We start from the raw sequence: 20377 nt of genomic DNA, 5'->3' as shown, positions 1-20377 counted from the left end.
GTAGAGAGGTTGGTTCAGCATGTCCGCTGAGCACGACGGGCCCGACGAGCGGTTCGAGCAGTCCTTCACCGAGGCCCTCGGCCGGGCGGGCGGGTCCTACGACGCCGAGGCCACCCGGCTGGTCGACACCGGCTGGTCGTACGGGCGCCGGCTGCGCCGCAGGCGGCGGATCGGCACCGTGGCGGGCGTCGCCGCGCTGGCCCTGGTCGGGGTGGGCGCGGCCGGGATCGGCAGCCTGCTGCCCGGGCCCAGCCCGGTGCCGAGCGGCCCGGCGTCCGCCGGCTCGGCCTCCTCCGGTGCGGAGGTGGGCCCGCCGGTCTCCGGTCCGGAGTTCCAGCAGATGCTCACCGAACTGCTCCCGCCGGGGACGGTGCAGGTGGGCGAGGCGCGGGGGACCGAGAGCGACACCCCGCAGCTGCGGCTGGTGCTGGACGACGGGAACGGCCCGGTCCAGTACCTGTTCTGGATCATGCGCCGGGTCGGCGACACCACCTGCCCGCCCACGACGACCCCGGACGACACCTGCACCGAGGCCGACCTCCCGGGCGGTGAGCACCTGCGCATCTACCAGGCCGGGACACGCAGCGGCGAGCCGGCCGGCTCCAAGACCTGGTCCGCCAAGCTGTCCGGGACCGGGTACGAGCTGATGCTCCAGGAGTGGAACCGCAAGCCGCTGGACCAGGGCACGCCGATCACCCGTACCGACCCGCCGCTGACCCCGGACGGGCTCGCCGCGGTGGTGAAGGACCCGCGCTGGAAGAAGGTCGTGGCGGCCATCCCGAAGGACCCGCGGGCGGGCAAGCCGCTCCCGACCCCGCAGCCGGGAGCGACTCGGCTCACCATCCCGACGCCCGCGCCGACCGGCCTGACCACCCTGCTGCCCTCCGACGCGGTGGCGGGGGCCGCGTCGGCCCTGCCGGGCCTCCCGACCCCCGGCCGCTGAGCGCCGCTCAGCTCGCGGGGCGGTTGCGCTCGTACACCAGGCGCAGGCCGATCAGGGTCAGCCAGGGCTCGTGCACGTCGATGGTGGCGGCCTCGCCGAGGACCAGGGAGGCGAGACCGCCGGTGGCGATCACCTGGACGTCGTCCGGGTCCTTGGAGAGCTCCCGGGCCATCCGCTCGACCAGGCCGTCGACCTGCCCGGCGAAGCCGTAGAGGATGCCGGACTGCATGCCCTCGACGGTGTTCTTGCCGATCACGTTGCGCGGGCGGGCCAGCTCGATCTTGCGCAGCTGGGCGCCGCGGACGCCGAGCGCCTCGACCGAGATCTCGATGCCGGGGGCGATCGCGCCGCCGACGTAGTCGCCGCGCGCGTTGACGGCGTCGAAGGTGGTCGCGGTGCCGAAGTCGACCACGATGCACGGGCCGCCGTACAGGTGGTTGGCGGCCAGTGCGTTGACGATCCGGTCGGCGCCGACCTCCTTGGGGTTGTCCATCAGGACGTGCACCCCGGTCTTCACGCCGGGCTCCACGATCACCGCGGGGACGTCGCCGTAGTAGCGGCGGGTCACCTCGCGGAGCTCGTGGAGCACGGCGGGGACGGACGAGCAGATCGCCAGGCCCTCCACCGCGGCCTCCTTGACCGCGGTGTGGTTGCCCATCAACCCCTGCAGCAGCACCGCCAGTTCATCGGCCGTGCGGCGCGGATCGGTGGAGATCCGCCAGTGTTCCACCACGTCCTCGCCGTCGAACAGGCCGAGCGTGGTCTGGGTGTTGCCGACGTCGATGGTGAGGAGCATGGGCCGCTTTCTGCGAGTCGGGACGGGGCTGCGCGGGTCCGGACGGTCAGGCGCGCAGGTCCAGGCCGATGTCCAGGATCGGCGAGGAGTGGGTGAGCGCGCCCACGGCCAGGTAGTCGACACCAGTCTGGGCGACCTCGCGCGCGCTGGCCAGGGTCAGTCCGCCGGAGGCTTCCAGCTTCGCCCGGCCGGCCACCAGCGCGACGGCCTCCTTCAGCTGCCCGACGGTGAAGTTGTCCAGCAGGATCAGGTCGGCCCCGGCCTCCAGCACCGGCGTGATCTGCTCCAGGGTGTCCACCTCGACCTCGACCGGCAGCTCCGGGTACGCGGCCCGGACGGCCCGGAAGGCCTCCGCCACGCCGCCGGCCGCGACCACGTGGTTGTCCTTCACCAGCGCGGCGTCCGAGAGCGCCATCCGGTGGTTGGCGCCGCCGCCGCAGCGCACCGCGAACTTCTCCAGCGCGCGCAGGCCCGGGGTGGTCTTGCGGGTGTCCCGGACCACCGCGCCGGTGCCCTCCAGGGCGTCCGCCCAGGCGCTGGTCGCGGTGGCGATGCCGGACAGGTGGCAGAGCAGGTTGAGCGCGCTGCGCTCGGCGGTCAGCAGGTCGCGGGTGCGGGAGCGGACCGAGAGCAGCACCTGGCCGGCCTCGACCCGGTCGCCGTCCTCGACGTGCCGCTCGACCTCGAACTCCTCCTCGCAGACCAGCGAGACGACCGCCTCGGCGACCCGCAGGCCGGCCACCACGCCGGCCTGACGGGCGGTGAAGTCGGCGGTGGCGACGGCGTCGGCGGGCACGGTCGCCACCGAGGTGACGTCCTCGCCGCCGGCCAGGTCCTCGGCCAGCGCCAGGGTGGCGATGTCCTCGACCTCGACCGGGTCCAGCCCGGCCTGCTCCAGCAGCTCGGCCAGCTGCGGGTCCAGACCGGTCTCGTAGCCCTCGCCGTCGCCACAGGCGCAGCCGTCGCCGCAGCCGCCCTGGTCGGCCAGGGGGAGTTCCTCGTGGGAGTGGGTCATGGTTCTACTGCTCCTCAGGGGTGCTGACGGGACCGCCGGTGGCGGCGAGGGTGGTGATCAGGTGGCGCCGCCAGTGGGCGTCGTCGCGCTCGGGGAAGTCCTCGCGCCAGTGGCAGCCGCGGGTCTCCTCGCGCTGTGCTGCGGCCGCGACCAGGGCGGTGGCGACCAGCAGCAGGTTGGCGGCCTCCCAGGTCTCCACCCGGGGGTCGGCCGGCTTCTCCTCGGCGACGTGGGCGTAGGCCTGTTCGGCGAGGAGTGCGAGCCCGGCGGCGGTGTCGGCCATCGAGGCGGCGGAGCGCAGGATGCCCGCGCCGCGCGACATCAGCCGCTGGATCTCGGCGCGCGCCTCGGACGGGGGCAGCGGGACGGGCTGCGCGGCGCGCGCGGCGGCGACGTCCACCGTACGCTCGGGCAGCTCGCCGGACCGGTTGCGGCCGGCCAGATCGGCGGCGATCCGCTCGGCGAAGACCAGGCCCTCCAGCAGCGAGTTGGACGCCAGCCGGTTGGCGCCGTGCACGCCGGTGCAGGCGACCTCGCCGCACGCGTACAGGCCGGGGACGGTGGTGCGGCCGTGCCGGTCGGTGCGGACGCCGCCGGAGGCGAAGTGCGCGGCCGGGGCGATCGGGATCGGCTCGGTGACCGGGTCGATGCCGTTGGCGCGGCAGAAGGCGAGGATGGTCGGGAAGCGCTGCTCCCACATCTCGGCGCCGAAGTGCCGCCCGTCCAGGAACATGTGCTGGGCGCCCTGCTCCTGCATGCGCCGGGTGATCGCCTTGGCGACGATGTCGCGCGGGGCCAGCTCGGCCAGCTCGTGCTGTCCGACCATGAAGCGGACGCCGTCCGCGTCCACCAGGTGGGCGCCCTCGCCGCGGACCGCCTCGGAGACCAGCGGCTGCTGGCCCTCGGCCTCCGGACCGAGCCAGAGCACGGTGGGGTGGAACTGGACGAACTCCAGGTCGGTGACGGCGGCGCCGGCCCGCAGGGCCAGTGCCACGCCGTCGCCGGTGGAGACCGCCGGGTTGGTGGTGGCGGAGAAGACCTGGCCCATGCCGCCGGTGGCGAGCACCACCGCGCGGGCCCGGACGGCGCCGACACCGTCGCGCTGGCCCTCGCCCATCACGTGCAGGGTCAGTCCGGCGGCGTGGCCCGCCGCGTCGGTCAGCAGGTCGAGGACGAGCGCGTGCTCGATCAGCTCGATGTCCGGGTCGGTGCGGACGGCGGCGACCAGGGCGCGCGATATCTCGGCGCCGGTCGCGTCCCCGCCCGCGTGGACGATCCGGCGGCGGTGGTGGCCGCCCTCGCGGGTCAGCAGGATCTCGCCGTCCTCGCCCCGGTCGAACAGGGCGCCGGCGGCGATCAGCCGGCGGACGGCGTCCGGGCCCTCGGTGACCAGGGTGCGGACGGCCTCCTCGTCACAGACGCCGGCGCCGGCCACCAGGGTGTCGTCCAGGTGCTGTTCGGGGGTGTCCCCCTCGCCCAGGGCGGCTGCGACGCCGCCCTGGGCCCAGCGGGTGGACCCCTCGTCCAGCACGGCCTTGGTGACCACCATGGCCCGCAGGCCGGCCTTGCGGACGTTGAGGGCGACGGTGAGGCCGGCGACCCCGGAACCGACCACGACCACGTCGGTGGTGGCGGTCCAGCCGGGGGCCGGGGCGGTGAGGCGGTGCGTGGACATCGGTGGGTGGCTCCTTCAGCGCGAGGCGGCGTCGGCCGCGCCGTTGCCGCCACCGTACGCCGCGTCGCCGCGCAGCAGTCCGGTGCCCTCCTGGGCTTCGGCCGGGTCCCCGCCCAGGCCGGTGATCCGGTTCCGCTCGTCCACGAAGACGACCTTCGGCTCGTAGCCCTTGGCCTCGGCGGTGCCCATCTGCCCGTAGGCGATGAGGATGACCAGGTCGCCCGGGTGGACCAGACGGGCGGCGGCGCCGTTGATGCCGATCACGCCGGAGCCGCGCGGGCCGGCGATGGTGTACGTCTCCAGCCGGGCGCCGTTGTTGATGTCGACTATGTGGACCAGCTCGCCGGGGAGCAGGTCGGCGGCGTCGAGCAGGTCCTCGTCCACCGTGACGGATCCCACGTAGTGCAGGTCGGCCTGGGTCACGGTGGCCCGGTGGATCTTGGACTTGAGCATGGTGCGGAGCATTGCGGGTCACGCCTCCTGTGAGTGCATGCCGGAAGGGGGGTGGTGCCGGTGGTTCAGCGGTTCAGCGGACGATTCCGTGCTCGATGGTCATCCGCCTAGCGGCAGATGACGTGAACGTTGTCGATCAGGCGGGTGGCGCCCACCTTCGCGGCGACGGCCAGCACCGCCTCGCCCTGGAAGTCGTCCGCCGCCTCCGAGAAGTCGTGCGGGTCGATCAGGGCGAGGTAGTCCAGGGTGACGCCCTCGGCGCCGTCCAGGGCGGCCGAGGCGGCCTCGCGGACGGCCTTCGGGCCCTGCGCGGCGGCGTCCCGGCCGGCGAACAGGGCCTTGGACAGGGCGAGCGCCTGCGCGCGCTCCTGCTCCGAGAGGTAGCGGTTGCGCGAGGACCGCGCCAGGCCGTCCTCCTCGCGGACGGTCGGCACGCCGACGATCTCCACGTCGAAGTCCAGGTCGGCGACCATCCGCCGGATGATCGCCAGCTGCTGGGCGTCCTTCTCGCCGAAGAAGGCGAAGTCCGGGTCGGTGATGTGCAGCAGCTTGGCGACCACGGTCAGCACGCCGTCGAAGTGGCCGGGCCGGGTGGCGCCCTCGTAGCGCTCGCCCATCGGGCCGGCCGCCATGCGCACCTGCGGCTCGCCGTTCGGGTAGACCTCCTCGACGGACGGCGCGAAGACCACGTCGGCGCCGTTCTCCTCGGCCAGCCGCACGTCCTCGTCGAGGCTGCGCGGGTAGCGCTCCAGGTCCTCGCCGGCGCCGAACTGCAGCGGGTTGACGAAGACCGTCACCGCGACCCGGCCGTCCCGGCCGACCTGCTTGCGGGCGGCCCGGATCAGCGCGGCGTGGCCCTCGTGCAGCGCGCCCATGGTCATCACGACGGCGTTGTCCACCGGCTGCTCGTCCGGCCAGAACGCGGCCTCGAATTCGTCCACGGTGCGGGTCACGACGGCCCGGTGGACCTTGGGCGTCCGCTGGGGCTTGTTCGACTGCTTACCGCGTGCCATCTAGCGCTTCTCCTCGTTCAGTACGTCCAGCAGCGCCGCCGCCGACGTTTCGTCGATCGTCCCGTTGGCGAGCGCCCGCTGCGCGGTGGCGCGGGCCATCGCACGGTAGGCCGCCGGGATGTCCGGGGACACCGTACTGAGCTGCGCCAGGTGGCGCCGCACGGTGCCCGAGTCGCCCCGGGCGACCGGGCCGGTGAGGGCCGCGTCGCCGGAGCGCAGGCTGTTGTCCAGGGCGGCGCCGAGCAGCGGGCCGAGCATCCGGCCGGGCTCGGCGACACCGGCCGTGCGCAGCAGGTCCATCGCCTGCGCGACCAGGGTGACCAGGTGGTTCGCGCCGTGGGCGAGGGCGGTGTGGTAGAGCGGGCGGACCTCCTCGGGCACCCACTCGGGCTCGCCGCCCATCTCCACCACCAGCGCCTCGGCGACCGGCCGCAGCTCCTCGGGGGCGGTCACGCCGAACGGGCAGCCGGCCAGCCGGGCCAGGTCCACCGAGGTGCCGCTGAAGGTCATCGCCGGGTGCAGGGCCAGCGGCAGCGCCCCGGCCCGGGTGGCGGGTTCCAGGACGGCGACGCCGTGCGCGCCGGAGGTGTGCACGAGCAGCTGTCCGGGGCGGACCGCGCCGGTGGCCGCCAGCCCGGTCACCAGATCGGCCAGCGCGTCGTCCGGCACGGTCAGCAGCACCAGGTCGGCGGCGGCCAGCACCTGCGGCGGGGTGACGATCCGCACGCCCGGCAGCAGCGCCTCGGCGCGGCGGCGGGAGGTGGCGGACACCCCGGAGGCGGCGACCACGGTGTGCCCGGCGAGCTGCAGCGCCGCGCCCAGCGCGGGCCCGACCCGGCCGGTGCCGACCACGCCGACGGCCAGCCGGGCCGGGCGGTTGCCGGGATCGCCGGGAGCACCGAAGACCTGGTCGCCGAGACCGTCGGCGAGCGGGGCGAACTCGCCGGAGTCGGCGAAGCCGGACGGATTCACGTCCACCCTTGTCCTGCCTTGTCCTGAATGACCGTTCCAGTCCACTCGACGGGTACCGGACGTACCGCCCCAGTCTACGGGCGCGCCCGAACGCCGGAGCGGATACGCCTCGGCGGCTCAGTCGGTGGCCCCGGCCCGGATCAGCCCGGCCTCGTACGCCAGCACCACGGCCTGGACCCGGTCGCGCAGGCCCAGCTTGGCCAGGATCCGGCCGACATGGGTCTTCACGGTCGCCTCGGAGAGCACCAGCCGGGCCGCGATCTCGCCGTTCGACAGCCCCTGGGCGACCAGCAGGAACACCTCCCGCTCGCGCTCGGTCAGCGGGCCGAGGACGTCCGAGCCGGGCGCGCTCTGCGGAGTGGGCAGCACCTCGGCGAAGCGGTCGATCATCCGGCGGGTGGTGGTCGGGGCGACCACCGCGTCCCCGCCGTGCACCGCGCGGATCGCGGCCACCAGCTCGGTCGGCGGGACGTCCTTGAGCAGGAAGCCGCTGGCGCCGGCCTTGAGCGCGGCGAAGGCGTACTCGTCCAGGTCGAAGGTGGTGAGGATGAGCACGTGCGGGGCGTTCGGCAGCGGGCTGCCGTCCTCGGCCAGGCAGATCCGGCGGGTCGCCTGCACGCCGTCCAGCCGCGGCATGCGGACGTCCATCAGGATCACGTCCACCTCGGTGCGCCGCAGCTGCTCCAGGGCCTGCGCGCCGTCGCCCGCCTCGGCGGCGATCTCGATGTCGCCCTGCGACTGGAGGATCATCCGGAAGCCGGTGCGCAGCAGTTCCTGGTCGTCGACGAGCATCACGCGGATGGTCAAGGTGGGACTCCTTGGGGGGACGGACGGCGGACGGGGGGCTGGGGACTGGACGGGGCTGGGGGCGGGGGCTGGACGGAGGGGCTAGTGGGCCGTTCTGAGCGGCAGGACGGCGCGGATCCGGAAGCCGCCGCCGGGGCGGGGGCCCACGTCGAGGCTGCCGCTGACCATGCCGACGCGCTCGCGCATGCCGATCAGGCCGTGGCCGAGACCGTCCACGCCGCCGGCGGCCAACTGCTCGTCGGTGCTGCCACGCCCGTCGTCCTCCACCAGGACGGCCAGCTCGCGCTCGCCGAAGTCGACCGCGACCCGGGCGTGGACGTCGGGGCCGCCGTGCTTGCGGACGTTGGTGAGCGCCTCCTGGACGATCCGGTAGACGGTCAGCTCGACGCCGCGCGGCAGCTCGCGCGGCTGCCCGGAGGTGGCGTAGTCCACGTCGAGTCCGGCCGTGCGGACCTGCTCCAGCAGCTCCGGCAGCTCCTCGACGCCCGGCTGCGGCACGTACTCCTCGGCCTTGGTGTCGGAGGTGCGCAGCACGCCCAGCAGGCGGCGCATCTCGACCAGCGCCTGGCGGCCGGTGGAGGCGATCGTGCCGAGCGCCTCCTTCGCCTGCTGCGGGGAGTTGTCCAGGACGTACGCGGCGCCGTCGGCCTGGACGATCATCACCGAGACGTTGTGCGCGACCACGTCGTGCAGCTCGCGGGCGATCCGGGCCCGCTCGGCGGCGACCGCCACCTTGGACTGGGCGTCCCGCTCGCGCTCCAGCCGGGCGGCGCGGTCCTCCAGCTCGGTCAGGTAGGCGCGGCGCACCCTGGTCAGCCGGCCCCAGGCCCAGCAGAGGATGAACGGCGTGCTCATCAGCAGCGTGATCAGCGCCGCCTCGCCGAAGGTGTACGGGCGGGTGTGCGCGTCGCCCGCCCGGTCGAAGACCGTCTTCACCGGCTTCATCTGCCAGAACACCAGCGGCCCGGCGGCCAGGCCGGCCACCAGGGCCAGCCGGGAGGTCCACTTCTGGCCGAAGGCGGCGCCGGTGTAGGCGAAGACCAGGTAGGCGATCGAGGAGCCGCCCGGCGACACGTTCGCGACCACCTGGCCGACACCGATGCCCGCGGCGGCGGCCACCGTGAGGTCGGGGTAGCGCCGCCGGAAGACCATCAGCAGCGGCAGCAGCACCGCGACCAGGATCGAGGCGTCGAAGCGCCAGCCCTCGTCGAGGGAGGCGTCGTTCGGCAGCAGGCCGAAGAACAGCACCATCGACGCCCAGGCGGCGTCGACCACCATGGGGTGACGGCGGAGCCAGGCGTTGAGTCGATGCACGTGTCCAGCGTAGGCAGTCGCCCGGTGTGTCCAGGTCCGCCGGTAGGGCGATCCGTCCTACTCCGTAGGTCGGAGAAGCACCTGATCCGATGGGGAGGGGCGGTCCGGCGCCGGGTAGCGTCCCACCCCATGACTTGGATGCGGTGGGCGCCCGCCATGGAACAGGCCCTGTACGACCCCGGGCGGGGCTTCTACCGCAGGCCGGAGGGCCCCGCAGGGCACTTCCGCACCTCCGTGCACGCCTCGCCGAGGTTCGCCCGTGCGGTGGCCCGGCTGCTGCTGGAGGTTGACGCGGCCCTCGGTCGTCCGGAGGAGCTGGCCCTGGTCGATCTGGGGGCCGGGCGGGGCGAACTGCTCACCGGCGTCCTGGCCGAGCTGCCCGCGCAGGTGCTGGCGCGGCTGCGCCCGTACGGCGTGGAGATCGCCGACCGCCCGGCCGGACTGCCGTCCACAGCCCTGTGGACGGACGAGCCGCCGCGCGGGGTGACCGGGCTGCTGTTCGCCAACGAGTGGCTGGACAACGTCCCGCTGGACGCCGGCGAGGTCGACGGGGACGGGGTGCTGCGCTACGTCGAGGTGGACACCGCGACCGGGGAGCAGCGGCTCGGCGAGCCGGTGTCGGAGGCCGACGCGGCCTGGGCCGCCCGCTGGTGGCCGGTCGCGGAGCCCGGCGAGGTGGTGGAGTTCGGCGGCCCCCGGGACGCCGCCTGGGCGCGGGCCGTGGCCGGGCTGGAGCGCGGCCTGGCCGTCGCCGTCGACTACGGGCACACCGCCGGGCGGCGGCCGCCGTTCGGCACGTACGCCGGCTTCCGGGACGGCCGGGAGGTGGCCCCGGTGCCGGACGGCTCCTGCGACGTCACCGCGCACGTCGCGCTGGACGCCGTCGCCGCGCCCGCCCTCCACAGCCTGTGGACAACTCAGCGCGAGGCCCTGCGCGCGCTCGGCGTGAGCGGCGGGCGCCCGGCGCTCGCGCTGGCCACCAGCGACCCGGCCGGCTACCTGCGGGCGCTGAGCGGGGCGGGGGAGGGGGCCGAACTGACCGACCCGGGCGGGCTGGGCGGGTTCGGGTGGCTGGTACAGGCCGTCCGAATGTCGGAACCTGCGAGCCTGGCGCCCCTGCCGGGATGGCAGACTCTGGGGGCATGAGGGAGACCACGGTCGGCATCGGGGCGGGAGCCGAGAACTTCACCGGCGCGGCGGGCACCACCGACATGGTGCTCAACATCGGCCCGCAGCACCCGGCCACCCACGGCGTGCTGCGGCTTCGGATGCTGCTCGACGGCGAGCGCATCGTGAGCGCCGAGCCGGTGATCGGCTACATGCACCGGGGCGCCGAGAAGCTGTTCGAGGCCCGGGACTACCGGCAGATCATCATGCTGGCCAACCGGCACGACTGGCTCTCCGCCTTCTCCAACGAGCTCGGCGTCGTCATGGCCGTCGAGCGGATGCTCGGCATGGAGGTCCCCGAGCGGGCGGTGTGGATCCGCACCCTGCTCGCCGAGCTCAACCGGGTGCTCAACCACCTGATGTTCCTCGGCTCGTACCCGCTGGAGCTCGGCGGGATCACCCCGGTCTTCCACGCCTTCAACGGCCGCGAGGACCTCCAGCACGTGCTGGAGGAGGCCTCCGGCGGCCGGATGCACTACATGTTCAACCGGGTCGGCGGCCTCAAGGAGGACCTGCCGGCCGGCTGGCTCGGCCGGGTCCGCACCGCCGTCGCCACCGTGCGCTCGCAGCTGCCGGTCTTCGAGGACCTCGTCCTCGGCAACGAGATCTTCCGCGCCCGCACCGCCGGCGTCGGCATCCTCACCCGGGCACAGGCCGAGGCGTACGGCGTCAGCGGCCCGATCGCCCGGGCCAGCGGCCTCGACCTCGACCTGCGCCGCGACGAGCCGTACCTCGCGTACGGCTCCGAGGAACTGCGCCAGGTGCTCACCGTGGTCACCCGCGAGGAGGGCGACTGCCTGGCCCGCTTCGAGTGCCTGCTGGAGCAGACCCTCAACTCGCTGGACCTCGCCGACGCCTGCCTCGACAAGCTCGCCACGCTGTCGCCCGGCCCGGTCAACCAGCGGCTGCCCAAGGTGCTCAAGGCGCCCGAGGGCAGCACCTACGCGTGGACCGAGAACCCGCTCGGGATCAACGGCTACTACCTGGTCTCGCGCGGCGACAAGACGCCGTGGCGGCTCAAGCTGCGCTCGGCGTCCTTCAACAACGTCCAGGTGCTGACCGAGCTGCTGCCGGGGACGCTGGTCGCGGACATGGTGGCGATCCTGGGGTCGATGTTCTTCGTGGTCGGCGACATCGACAAGTAGGGCGGTGCCGGTGGGCGAGGGCGGTGCCGGCGGGCGGGTCGGTGCCGACCGGGTGGGCCGGTGCCGACCGGTGGGGCCGGTCAGTCCTTCGCCGGTCGGTCCTTCTTGGACTTCCTGACCGGGTCAGCCGGGTGCGGGGCCACCCTGCGGTCGCCCTTGGTGGCGATCCGCTCCTCGCACAGCCGGGCCAGCACCTCGTACCCCTTCCGTCCCATCAGCTCGGTGAGCTCGGGGCGGTAGCTGACGTACACCGCCTCCGCGCCCTGGTGCGCCGCCGGGGCACCGGTGCACCACCAGTGCAGGTCGTGGCCGCCCGGGCCCCAGCCGCGGCGGTCGTACTCGCCGATCGTGACCTGGAGGTAGCGGGTGTCGTCGGGGCGGTCGATCCAGTCGTAGGTGCGGCGGACCGGCAGCTGCCAGCAGACGTCCGGCTTGGTCTCCAGCGGCTCGCGGCCCTCCTTGAGCGCGAGCGCGTGCAGCGCGCAGCCGGCCCCGCCCGCGAAGTCCGGGCTGTTCACGAAGATGCAGGCGCCGCCGACCCGGCGGGTCTGGCGGTCGCCGTCCTCGTCCAGCATGGTGATGCCGCCGTCGGACGTGATCCGGCCCTCGGCGTCGGTGCCCTCGGCGAAGTTCTCCCACAGCTCGGGGGTCAGCCGGGCCGCGTGCCCCAGGACGCGCTTCTCGTCGTCCTCGTCCGAGTAGTGCGCGCCGAGCGTGCAGCAGCCGTCCGACTCGCCGCGGCCCTCGCGGATGCCGTGGCAGCCCTGGCCGAAGACGCAGGACCAGCGGGAGGTCAGCCAGGTGAGGTCGCAGCGGAAGACCTGCTCCTCGTCGGCGGGGTCGGCGAACTCGACCCAGGCGCGGGGGAAGTCGAGCGGGACCTCGTCGCGCGGGATCTCGCGCCGCAGGGTCGGCATCGCGAGATCGACGGGGGCGGGGGCGGCCTCGGGCTTCGCCTTGGACTTCTTCTTGGACGTTTCTGCTGGTGCCACCCGGCAAGGGTAGAGCTTTCGGCGGCGGGAGCGCGGTGGCGGGACCGGTGACGGGGCCCGAAGCGGGGCCGAAACGGGGCCGAAGCGGCGGGACCGACCGGCGTGAAGGCGGGGTGAAGAGGTCCGGCGGGCCCTGCGGGCGGGTCCGGAGGCGGGCCTACGATGGCGGCCGGTCCGCCACGGGCCGCTACGGGGCCGCTACCGGCCCGTGACGGGGAGGTACGGGGATGGCAGGCGGCAGCACCGGGGCGTCCGGCCGCACGGGCGGGGAGTTCGTCCTCAAGCCATGGGAACTGCACGGCGAGGGGCGGGAGTTCGAGAAGCTCGGCGGCGAGCTGGCGAAAGCCGTCACAGCCCTGGAGCAGGGCCTCGCCGCGCTCGGCGCGCCCTGGGGGACGGACCGGCCGGGCAGCGGCTTCGCCGCCGTGTACGGGCAGGCGCGCGGTGAACTCGTCGGCGGGCTGCGCGGGTTGGCCGGGAGGGTGACCGGGGTCGGGGCCGGGCTGCACACCATGGCCGCGCGGACGGCCGACGCGGACAGCTCGGCGGCGAGCGGGTTCGGGGCGACGGCGGTGCCGGGGGCGGCAGGTTCGGCGGCGCCAGGGCCGGCAGGCTCGGCGGTGTCGGGGCCGGCGGCGGTTCCAGGGGCGCCGGGGGCCTCGCCGGTGGCGCCCGCGGTGTACTCCGCGGCGCCGGGGGCAACCCCGGGGGCGGCTCCCGCCGTCCCCAAGGACATGTCGGTCTGACGGACCCGGCTCGAAGGGGGAAGCGCGTGTCCCGGAAACTGCCCGAGGAACTGGTCCCGGTGCTGGCCCGGACCGGCCAGCAGTGGCCGCAGGCCGACGAGGAGGGCCTGCGCAGGGCCGCCGGGGTCTGGCGCGAGTTCGGCAAGGAGGCCGACCGGCTCACCCGCCGCTGCGGCGAGTCCGTCCGGCGGGTCACCGCCGACAACTCCGGCCACGCGGTCGAGGCCTTCGGCACGTACTGGCAGAGCTTCAGCGCCGGCAACAAGGGCCACCTGGACGACGCGCACAGCGCGGTCGGGCTGGTCGCCGGGGCCTTCGACACCGCCGCGCGCGCCGTGGACACCTGCAAGGCCGAGATCGTCGCGACCCTGCAGCAGCTCGCCGCCGACCTCCAGCACGCCGAGGAGCAGGCGGCCAAGGCCAAGCAGACGGCCGCCGAGGTCGCCGCGGCGGCCGACAGCGACCCGGCGCGGAGCGGGGTGGTCGGCGGACTGGAGAAGGCCGTCGGCGGCTTCGCGTCCAAGCTGAGGAACACCGCCACCGAGCAGGTCGCGGCAGGCGTGGCGGCCGTCGCCGTCGAGGCCGCCGGGCTGAAGATCGGCGGACTGCTCGCCGAACTCGGCCGCGCCATGAAGGACGCCCTGTCCGGCGTGCTCAAGGAACCGGCCGCCGTCGCCCTGCTGAAGCTCGGCACCGCGCAGGGGACGGGGATCACCGCCGCCTCGTACCGCGGCGGCGCGTTCGACCCGCTCGCCGCCGGGCTGCCCGTCGCCCTCGGCGAACCGGGCGTGCTCGGCGCGGACGGCTCCGGGCTGGTCCTGCTCGCCGGGAAGGACGGCAAGCCGCTGGTCGGCGTGCCCGGGCTGACGGTCAAGGTGGACGAGCACGGCACGCCCGTCCTCGGCCAGGACGGGCAGCCGGTCATCCTCCGCGCCGACGGCACACCGGTGGCCGACGCCACCGGGCTGCTGGTCGTCCCCGGGGCGGACGGCAAGCCGGTGGTCGGGGTGGCGGACCTCGCCGTCCGGCTCGACGAGCACGGGCAGCCGGTGCTCACCGACGAGAACGGCAAGGCGGTCCGCGGGGTGCCGCTCGCCGGGCTGACGCCGGGGACGGGCGGGCCGGAAGGACCGGGGAGACCGGACGGGCCGGGTGTGGGTGGGACGCCCGGCGGGCCGGCGGACCCGAGGACGCCGGGCGTGGTGACGGTGGCCTCGGTCGCGGTGGCGGATCCGGGGGCGGTCGTCGGTGGGCCGGACGCGGCGGTCGCGGCGAACGTGACGGCCGGGGCGTCGGCCGGGGCGTCGGCCGGGGCGTCGGCGGGCGGGGCCGGGGGCGGGTACGCCGCCGCCGGGGGCCCGCCGGGGCAGCACCGGGCGACGGGGAGCGGGGGCGGTGACTGGTCGCCACCGGCGCCGTCCGCGGTCGCGCCGGTCCGGCAGGGCGGCGGGCCGGCGGTCCGGGCGGACGGGGACTACCCGCTCCAGGCGCCCGCGGCCTCCGCGCGCGGCGGTGGCGGTGGCGGTGGCGGTGCGGGTGGTGCGGGTGGAGGTGGGCCGGTGACCGTGCGGACGGACTCGGTGAGTGCGCCGGCCGCGCCCGTCACCGCGCCGTCCGCCGGTGGACCCGCGTCCGGTCCCGCGTACGGCCCGGCGTACGGACCGGCGCCGGACGCTCCGCCGCCGGTCCGGCCGGTCGCAGTGCCCGGGCAGTTCGGGACTCCGGTGTACGGCGGGTACCAGCCGGCCGGACCGGCCGGGCCCGTCGGCACCGTCGGGCCCGGGCCGCTGGCGGGCGCCGCCGGCGGGCCCGTGAACGTGGCGGCGCCGTTCGGCAGCGGTGTCGGGGCGGGCGGTGGGCCGGCCGTCGGCGGACCGCAGCCCGGCGCTCCAGTGGCCCGGACCCCGGCCGGTGCGGCACCGCACCCGGTCGTCGGACCGCCGCCCGTCCACGCCGCGCCGCCACCCCCGGCCGCACCACCGATCGTCGGGACCACCCCGGTGAGCGGCCGGCCCGAAACCCACCCGGTGGAGGCCCGGAGGCGGGAGAACGCGGCGGGACTCGCCGACCCGACCCTCGCCTGGGGCGCGGTCCCGGTCGCGACCGCCCACGCGATGGCCCTCCAACTCGCCCTGCGCGCACGGCGCGGAGCCCGGCCGGACGACCCGGCGGTCCGGCTGCGCAGCATCGCCGACAGCCGTCCGTACGGCCTGCCGGGCGGGCTCGCGCCGGTCGACCCGCAGCACCAAGCCGAACTCGAACGCCGCGCGCCCCGGGACGAGGACGGCCTGCCCGTCCGTCACCCCGACCCGGCGGCCGGCGGCTGGGCGGAGGCCGTCAACGACGGCGGCTACCGCGAACCGGGCCGGGCCAACAACAGCCTGGAGATCGCCCTCTCGGCGGTCGAGTGCCACACCGGCCGCCCGACCTGCGCGGCCCCGCGCATCCCCACCGACGGCGACGCCGGCGAACGCGGCGGCCGGGACCGCGCCGAACGCGAACTCGGCTCCCCCTTCCGGGACCTGGGCGACGGCGGCCGGGCCTTCGACCGCCTCGCCGACGACCTCCGCCGCGCCGGCCACGGCTCCCAGGCGCTACTCCTCACCCTCGACGCCTACGGCCGCCCGCACGCCTGGAACGCCGTCAACCACCAGGACACCGTCACCTACCTCGACCACCAGCTCGCCCGCCGGGCCCTCACCCCCCTCCACCCCGCCACCCACGGCCTCTGGGCCATCGCCCTCAACCCCGAAGGCCGCCCCCTCACCCCCACCCCCTGACCCCCCAGCGCAGGAAGTCGGCCCGTCCGACTTCCTGCGGAGAGGAGCCAGGGTGCCCCTCGGAAGGGGAGGAAGCGCGGAACTGGGAGCGGCGCGCAGGAAGTCGACCAAGCCGACTTCCTGCGCGGCCCGCCACGCTGCCCCTCAGCGGTGGAATGCGCGGTAACGGGAGGGGCCCGCGCGAGAAGTCGACCCCGCCGACTTCTCGCGCAGTTGGCCATGGTGCCCTTGCGGAAAGTGGGAGCCGCGTGGGAAGTCGGCCCCGCCGACTTTCTGTGTGCATTCGGGGTGGCTGGGTTCGGGGCTGGGAGAAATATGTAGACCGACCGACATATTCACCGGGGTGATGCGCGGGAAGTCGGTTGGGTCGACTTTTCGCGTTCGCGTGCTTGGGGTGTGGGGAGTGGCTGGGGCCCGTGCAGTTCGCCGTGGTGGCCCTGGAGGGGAGGGGGTGCGTGGGAAGTCGGCCCGGCCGACTTCTCGTGCATGAGGGGGGGCGCTTCAGGTGCTTGGTGCTTGGTGCTTGGTGCTTGGTGCGGGCGTGGGGCGCGGGCGTAGGGTCGCGGGTCGGGCCGGGATGGGCGGCGGGGAGTGGACGGGACGGGGGTGGCCGGGTGATTTCGCGGGCGCAGGCGGTGGAGGCGGGGCACCGGTGGGTCAATGGGGATCTGCCGCAGGGTGCCGGGGCGGTGCGGCGGGTGTGCACCCACGAGTTCGAGCTCGGCTGGGTGGTGTGGGCGGAGCCCGCCCGGGTGGTGGTCGACCCGCGGACGGGCGAGCGGCGGGCGCCCGAGGAGGTGGGGGCGGCCTGTGCCGTGGTGGACCGGGAGAGCGGACGGTTCACGGTGTGGCCCTCGGTGCCGGTGGACGAAGTGGTCGGGCTGTACCGGGACTTCGTGGGCGCCGGCGGCTACGATCCGACCCTCCCGCCGGCGACCGGCCGGGGTGCCCGGGCCGAGCTGACCTACCGGGACGGCACGGGTGAGGAGCGGTCGTTGGCCCTGCGCTCCGCGGCGGGCCTGCCGCACCCGGCGCTGCGCGGCTGGTGGTGGCTGCGCGAGCAGGGTGTGGCGGCCGAGGACGTGCTCGCCGTCCGGACCGACCTGCGGATGAGCGCCCTGCCCGGCGGCTACTGGTCGTACGCGCTGACCGCCGAACTGCCCCATGCCCGGATCGACTTCGAGCTGCCGTACGGCCCGCGCTTCGACCACCGGGCCGCCGCCGTACGGGCGCTGCCCGCGTCGCCGGACGGTCCGGCCCGCAACCGGGTGCCCTTCCCCCGCGCACCGGGCGGGGCACATCCGGCGGGCGAGGCGGCCGACGAGTCCGACACCGCGCTCGCCGCCCGGCTCGCGGAGCGGTTCGGCCCGGCAGGCGTCCAGCGCTTCGAGCCGGTGGACGTCGCCCGCGCCGAACTGCCCGGGGACGCGGCAGCGTTGCTGCTGGCGGTGGGCGTCCCGGTGGCCGTGCCTGGCTTCTTCGCGCTGCACCACCCGGGCACGGAGGCGATCGCCGACGGCACCCGCCAGGGCACCGTCCTGCCCCAGCTCGCCGCGCGGCTGGCCGAGTCCGGGCGCGGCACCCGGGCGGCCGAGCGGGAGCGCCTGGCGCTCGCCGGGCAGTTGGTGCTGGGGACGGACGGCTGGGCGCTGCTGGCCCTCGGCCTGGTGGACGGCGCCGTCCGGGCGGTGGACCCGGACTACGCGACCGTCCGTCACTGCAATGAGAGCCTGCGCGCCTTCGTCCGCTGCCTGGAGGTGTTCGCCGGCTGGTGGCCCGCTCTGCGCGGGCTCGACCCGGTGGCCGCGGGCGGGGCGGTGGACGCCCTGCAGCGCGCGCTGGCGGAGGTGGACGGCACGGTGTTCGCCGACCCGGAGAACTGGTGGGCCGTCATCGTGGAGCAGCTGTGGGACGGCCTGTTGTGACGGTCGGCCGTCACAACAGGTCGGCCGTCACCGGTACCGTCGCCCACCCACCCCGCCGGCACCCCGTCCGCCCGCGCGGCCACTGAGCGCCCGGACGGTCCGGGCGCGGACGACCCGGACCGCCGGATCGCCGCCGGATCGCCGTCGGCCCCGCCGCCCGGTCCCGGACCAGCGCGAATACCGTCACACCCCCTCTCACCAGGGTCCGCATCGCGTAGCGTGGAGAGTTATGCGACTCGGTGTGCTCGACGTAGGTTCCAACACGGTCCACTTCCTCGTGGTGGACGCCCATCCGGGCGCTGCCCCGCTGCCGGCCTACTCGCACAAGGCCGAGCTGCGCCTGGCCGAGCTGCTGGACGCGGACGGCGCGATCAGCGCGGCCGGCGTCGAGCGGCTGGTCGGCCATGTCGCCTCCTCGCTGCGGGTCGCCGAGGACAAGGGCGTCGTCGACATCCTCCCGTTCGCCACCTCGGCCGTGCGCGAGGCGGCGAACGGTGAGGAGGTGCTGCGCCGGGTGGCCGCCGAGACCGGCGTCGAGCTGCGCGTGCTCTCCGGGCAGGACGAGGCCCGGCTCACCTTCCTGGCCGTCCGCCGCTGGTTCGGCTGGTCCTCGGGCCGGCTGCTCAACCTGGACATCGGCGGCGGATCGCTGGAGATCGCCTGCGGCCTGGACGAGCAGCCGGACGTCGCCTGCTCGCTGCCGCTGGGCGCCGGCCGGCTGACCGCCCGCTGGCTGCCGGGCGACGTCGCCGACCCGGAGGTGCTGCGCGAGCTGAGGCGACACATCCGGGCCGAGCTGGCCGCCGTGGTCGGCGAGATCAACCGTCTCGGCCCGCCGCGGCACGCGGTCGCCACCTCCAAGACCTTCAAGCAGCTGGCCCGGATGACGGGCGCCGCCCCCGCCGACGCGGGCCCGTACGCCGACCGCCGGCTCACCCGCAGCGGGCTGGCCTCCTGGCTGCCCCGGCTGTCCGCGATGACCGTCGCCGAGCGCGCCCAGATCCCCGGCGTCTCCGAGGGCCGGGCCAAGCAGCTGCTGGCCGGGGCGCTGGTCGCCGACGCCGCGATGGACCTGTTCGGCCTGCAGGAGCTGGACGTCTGTCCGTGGGCGCTGCGCGAGGGCATCATCCTGCGCCGCCTGGACGCCATGGACAGCCCGGCCGACCGCCGCCGCCCGGCGCTCACCCCGTAGCCCGGCCGCGCCCGGGCGCCGGGCGCGGCGGAACGCCGGCCGTCGATCGACGGCGGCCGGGTCAACGTGCCGATGGTCACTGCGCCGGTCATCCCGCCCCGTTCGCAGCGTGCTCCGCTTACGCTGTCTCCCGTGGTGCAACCAGCGGGCGAGGACGGAACGCAGGAGGGCCGCACTCCCGGGAGCGGGCAGTCGCGGTCGGACGGTCCGCGCCGCCGGCTCGGCAAGGCGGTCACGGGCGCCACCGCCGCCCAGGCCGCCCAGCGCACCGCGAAGACGGCAGCGGCGAAGACCGCGAAGCCGACCGCGGCGGGTCCGGCGAACACGGCGGACACGGCGGACACGGCGAAGACGGCCATCGCACGGAAGCGCACCGCACAGCAGCAGACCGCACAGCAGCCCGCCACCGGGAAGAACACCCCGAACAGAGCCGCCGCGAAGCCCGTCCCGAAGGAGACCCGCACCGCCCGGGCCGCCGGCGCCGCCAAGGCCGCCGTCCAGTCCGTCCGCTCGGTCAAGGCCGCCAAGCGCGACGCCGCCCGCCCGCCGCTGCTGCGCACCACCGACCGGCTGGTGCTGCCCCGGCACCCGGCCCTGCACATCCCCGACACCAAGGTGGTGCTGTCCACCGCCTCGGTGTACCCGGCAAGCACCGCCGTGGCCTTCGAGCTGGCCGCCAAGCTCGGCTACGACGGGGTCGAGGTGATGGTGTGGAACGACCCGGTCAGCCAGGACATCGACGCCCTGCGACGGCTCTCCGACGCCCACCGGCTGCCCATCCTGGCCGTGCACGCGCCGTGCCTGTTGATCACCCAGCGGGTGTGGACCACCGACCCGTGGACCAAGCTGGTCCGGGCCCGGGCGGCGGCCGAGAAGCTGGGCGCGAGCGCGGTGGTCGTCCACCCGCCGTTCCGCTGGCAGCGCCAGTACGCCAAGGAGTTCGTCGAGGGCATCAACCGGATGGCGGGCGAGACGGACGTCCGCTTCGCCGTCGAGAACATGTACCCGTGGCGCTACCGCGACCGCGAGATGCTCGCGTACGCGCCGGGCTGGGACGTCACCGACGAGGACTACCGGCACTTCACGATCGACCTCTCGCACGCCGCCACCTCCCGGATCGACACCTTCGCGATGGTCGAGCGGATGGGCGACCGGCTCGCCCACGTCCACCTGGCCGACGGCAGCGGTTCCGGCAAGGACGAGCACCTGATCCCCGGCCGCGGCAAGCAGCCCTGCGCCGAGCTGCTGGAGCATCTCGCCCGCACCGGTTTCGACGGCCACGTGGTGCTGGAGGTCAACACCCGGCGCTCGGCCTCCCCCGCCGAACGCGAGGCCGATCTGGCCGAGGCCCTCGCTTTTACCCGCTTGCACCTGGCCACCCCCTCGCGCGTACGCTGAGCCGTCCGGCCGGATCGGGCGCGAACCGCCCTACCGAGGGGGAG

At 75.2% G+C, this 20377-nt stretch carries 17 protein-coding genes; 8 read left to right on the top strand and 9 right to left on the bottom strand.

Going from position 1 to position 20377, the window contains the following annotated elements:
* Positions 1–19: 19 nt before the first annotated feature.
* On the top strand, positions 20–943 hold the full coding sequence (locus ACFWJ4_RS11730) for a hypothetical protein (protein ID WP_380542212.1): 924 nt from the start codon (positions 20–22) through the stop codon (positions 941–943).
* Between the two features lie 7 nt (positions 944–950).
* Here ACFWJ4_RS11730 and ACFWJ4_RS11725 read toward each other — a convergent pair whose 3' ends face one another.
* The 8 genes from ACFWJ4_RS11725 to ACFWJ4_RS11690 form a co-directional block, all read right to left on the bottom strand.
* Positions 951–1739 carry a type III pantothenate kinase gene (locus ACFWJ4_RS11725; RefSeq protein WP_359910494.1) on the bottom strand — a complete coding sequence of 263 codons (789 nt, stop codon included), beginning with the start codon at positions 1737–1739 and terminating at the stop codon, positions 951–953.
* Between the two features lie 46 nt (positions 1740–1785).
* Positions 1786–2754 carry a carboxylating nicotinate-nucleotide diphosphorylase gene (gene nadC / locus ACFWJ4_RS11720; protein WP_359910497.1) on the bottom strand — a complete coding sequence of 323 codons (969 nt, stop codon included), beginning with the start codon at positions 2752–2754 and terminating at the stop codon, positions 1786–1788.
* Positions 2755–2758: 4 nt separating this feature from the next.
* A complete protein-coding gene (locus tag ACFWJ4_RS11715) occupies positions 2759–4429 on the bottom strand; it encodes an L-aspartate oxidase (protein WP_380542209.1) in 1671 nt (556 codons plus the stop codon).
* A 15-nt stretch (positions 4430–4444) separates the two neighbouring features.
* Positions 4445–4894, bottom strand: coding sequence for an aspartate 1-decarboxylase (gene panD / locus ACFWJ4_RS11710; protein ID WP_380542206.1), 450 nt, complete (start codon positions 4892–4894; stop codon positions 4445–4447).
* 95 nt (positions 4895–4989) lie between these two features.
* Positions 4990–5895, bottom strand: a complete 906-nt coding sequence (panC, locus tag ACFWJ4_RS11705) for a pantoate--beta-alanine ligase (RefSeq protein WP_380542203.1) — start codon at positions 5893–5895, stop codon at positions 4990–4992.
* On the bottom strand, positions 5896–6873 hold the full coding sequence (locus ACFWJ4_RS11700) for a DUF2520 domain-containing protein (RefSeq protein WP_359910508.1): 978 nt from the start codon (positions 6871–6873) through the stop codon (positions 5896–5898).
* Positions 6874–6984: 111 nt separating this feature from the next.
* A complete protein-coding gene (locus ACFWJ4_RS11695; protein WP_359910511.1) occupies positions 6985–7674 on the bottom strand; it encodes a response regulator transcription factor in 690 nt (229 codons plus the stop codon).
* Between the two features lie 81 nt (positions 7675–7755).
* Complete coding sequence (locus ACFWJ4_RS11690; RefSeq protein WP_380542249.1) at positions 7756–8952, bottom strand: sensor histidine kinase; 1197 nt, start codon at positions 8950–8952, stop codon at positions 7756–7758.
* A 165-nt stretch (positions 8953–9117) separates the two neighbouring features.
* Between ACFWJ4_RS11690 and ACFWJ4_RS11685 the strand changes: the two genes are divergently transcribed.
* Together ACFWJ4_RS11685 and ACFWJ4_RS11680 are read left to right on the top strand one after the other, a co-directional pair.
* The gene (locus ACFWJ4_RS11685; protein WP_380542199.1) at positions 9118–10134 is read left to right on the top strand and encodes an SAM-dependent methyltransferase; all 1017 of its coding nucleotides are present in this window, start codon (positions 9118–9120) and stop codon (positions 10132–10134) included.
* Positions 10131–11300: an NADH-quinone oxidoreductase subunit D gene (locus ACFWJ4_RS11680; RefSeq protein ID WP_380542196.1), complete on the top strand. Its 1170-nt coding sequence runs from the start codon at positions 10131–10133 to the stop codon at positions 11298–11300. The genes ACFWJ4_RS11685 and ACFWJ4_RS11680 overlap by 4 nt, the downstream gene beginning before the upstream one ends.
* Before the next feature lie 80 nt (positions 11301–11380).
* Here the strand turns inward: ACFWJ4_RS11680 and ACFWJ4_RS11675 are convergent, their stop codons facing one another.
* Positions 11381–12292 (bottom strand): hypothetical protein, encoded by a 912-nt coding sequence (locus ACFWJ4_RS11675; protein ID WP_380542193.1) that lies wholly within the window; start codon positions 12290–12292, stop codon positions 11381–11383.
* Positions 12293–12519: 227 nt separating this feature from the next.
* Between ACFWJ4_RS11675 and ACFWJ4_RS11670 the strand changes: the two genes are divergently transcribed.
* The 5 genes from ACFWJ4_RS11670 (at position 12520) to ACFWJ4_RS11650 (ending at position 20333) form a co-directional block, all read left to right on the top strand.
* Complete coding sequence (locus tag ACFWJ4_RS11670) at positions 12520–13038, top strand: hypothetical protein (protein WP_380542190.1); 519 nt, start codon at positions 12520–12522, stop codon at positions 13036–13038.
* A 26-nt stretch (positions 13039–13064) separates the two neighbouring features.
* Positions 13065–15818 carry a toxin glutamine deamidase domain-containing protein gene (locus ACFWJ4_RS11665; protein WP_380542187.1) on the top strand — a complete coding sequence of 918 codons (2754 nt, stop codon included), beginning with the start codon at positions 13065–13067 and terminating at the stop codon, positions 15816–15818.
* A gap of 698 nt (positions 15819–16516) precedes the next feature.
* Positions 16517–17743 carry an SUKH-4 family immunity protein gene (locus ACFWJ4_RS11660; RefSeq protein WP_380542184.1) on the top strand — a complete coding sequence of 409 codons (1227 nt, stop codon included), beginning with the start codon at positions 16517–16519 and terminating at the stop codon, positions 17741–17743.
* Between the two features lie 229 nt (positions 17744–17972).
* Positions 17973–18935, top strand: a complete 963-nt coding sequence (locus tag ACFWJ4_RS11655; protein WP_359902714.1) for a Ppx/GppA phosphatase family protein — start codon at positions 17973–17975, stop codon at positions 18933–18935.
* Positions 18936–19529: 594 nt separating this feature from the next.
* Positions 19530–20333 carry a sugar phosphate isomerase/epimerase family protein gene (locus ACFWJ4_RS11650; RefSeq protein ID WP_380542246.1) on the top strand — a complete coding sequence of 268 codons (804 nt, stop codon included), beginning with the start codon at positions 19530–19532 and terminating at the stop codon, positions 20331–20333.
* The last annotated feature ends 44 nt before the right edge of the window (positions 20334–20377 follow it).

It is taken from the genome of Kitasatospora sp. NPDC127067 (assembly GCF_042724755.1).
Classification (GTDB): Bacteria; Actinomycetota; Actinomycetes; order Streptomycetales; family Streptomycetaceae; genus Kitasatospora; species Kitasatospora lactacystinica.
Note: the sequence above shows the minus strand (reverse complement) of the source record. Positions and strands in the feature narration are given on the sequence as shown.

Coding starts and splice junctions, on each gene's coding strand:
- ACFWJ4_RS11730 (WP_380542212.1), top strand. CDS start 20: ATGTCCGCTGAGCACGACGGGCCCGACGAGCGGTTCGAGCAGTCCTTC.
- ACFWJ4_RS11725 (WP_359910494.1), bottom strand. CDS start 1,739: ATGCTCCTCACCATCGACGTCGGCAACACCCAGACCACGCTCGGCCTG.
- nadC (WP_359910497.1), bottom strand. CDS start 2,754: ATGACCCACTCCCACGAGGAACTCCCCCTGGCCGACCAGGGCGGCTGC.
- ACFWJ4_RS11715 (WP_380542209.1), bottom strand. CDS start 4,429: ATGTCCACGCACCGCCTCACCGCCCCGGCCCCCGGCTGGACCGCCACC.
- panD (WP_380542206.1), bottom strand. CDS start 4,894: ATGCTCCGCACCATGCTCAAGTCCAAGATCCACCGGGCCACCGTGACC.
- panC (WP_380542203.1), bottom strand. CDS start 5,895: ATGGCACGCGGTAAGCAGTCGAACAAGCCCCAGCGGACGCCCAAGGTC.
- ACFWJ4_RS11690 (WP_380542249.1), bottom strand. CDS start 8,952: ATGGTGGTCGACGCCGCCTGGGCGTCGATGGTGCTGTTCTTCGGCCTG.
- ACFWJ4_RS11685 (WP_380542199.1), top strand. CDS start 9,118: ATGACTTGGATGCGGTGGGCGCCCGCCATGGAACAGGCCCTGTACGAC.
- ACFWJ4_RS11680 (WP_380542196.1), top strand. CDS start 10,131: ATGAGGGAGACCACGGTCGGCATCGGGGCGGGAGCCGAGAACTTCACC.
- ACFWJ4_RS11670 (WP_380542190.1), top strand. CDS start 12,520: ATGGCAGGCGGCAGCACCGGGGCGTCCGGCCGCACGGGCGGGGAGTTC.
- ACFWJ4_RS11655 (WP_359902714.1), top strand. CDS start 17,973: ATGCGACTCGGTGTGCTCGACGTAGGTTCCAACACGGTCCACTTCCTC.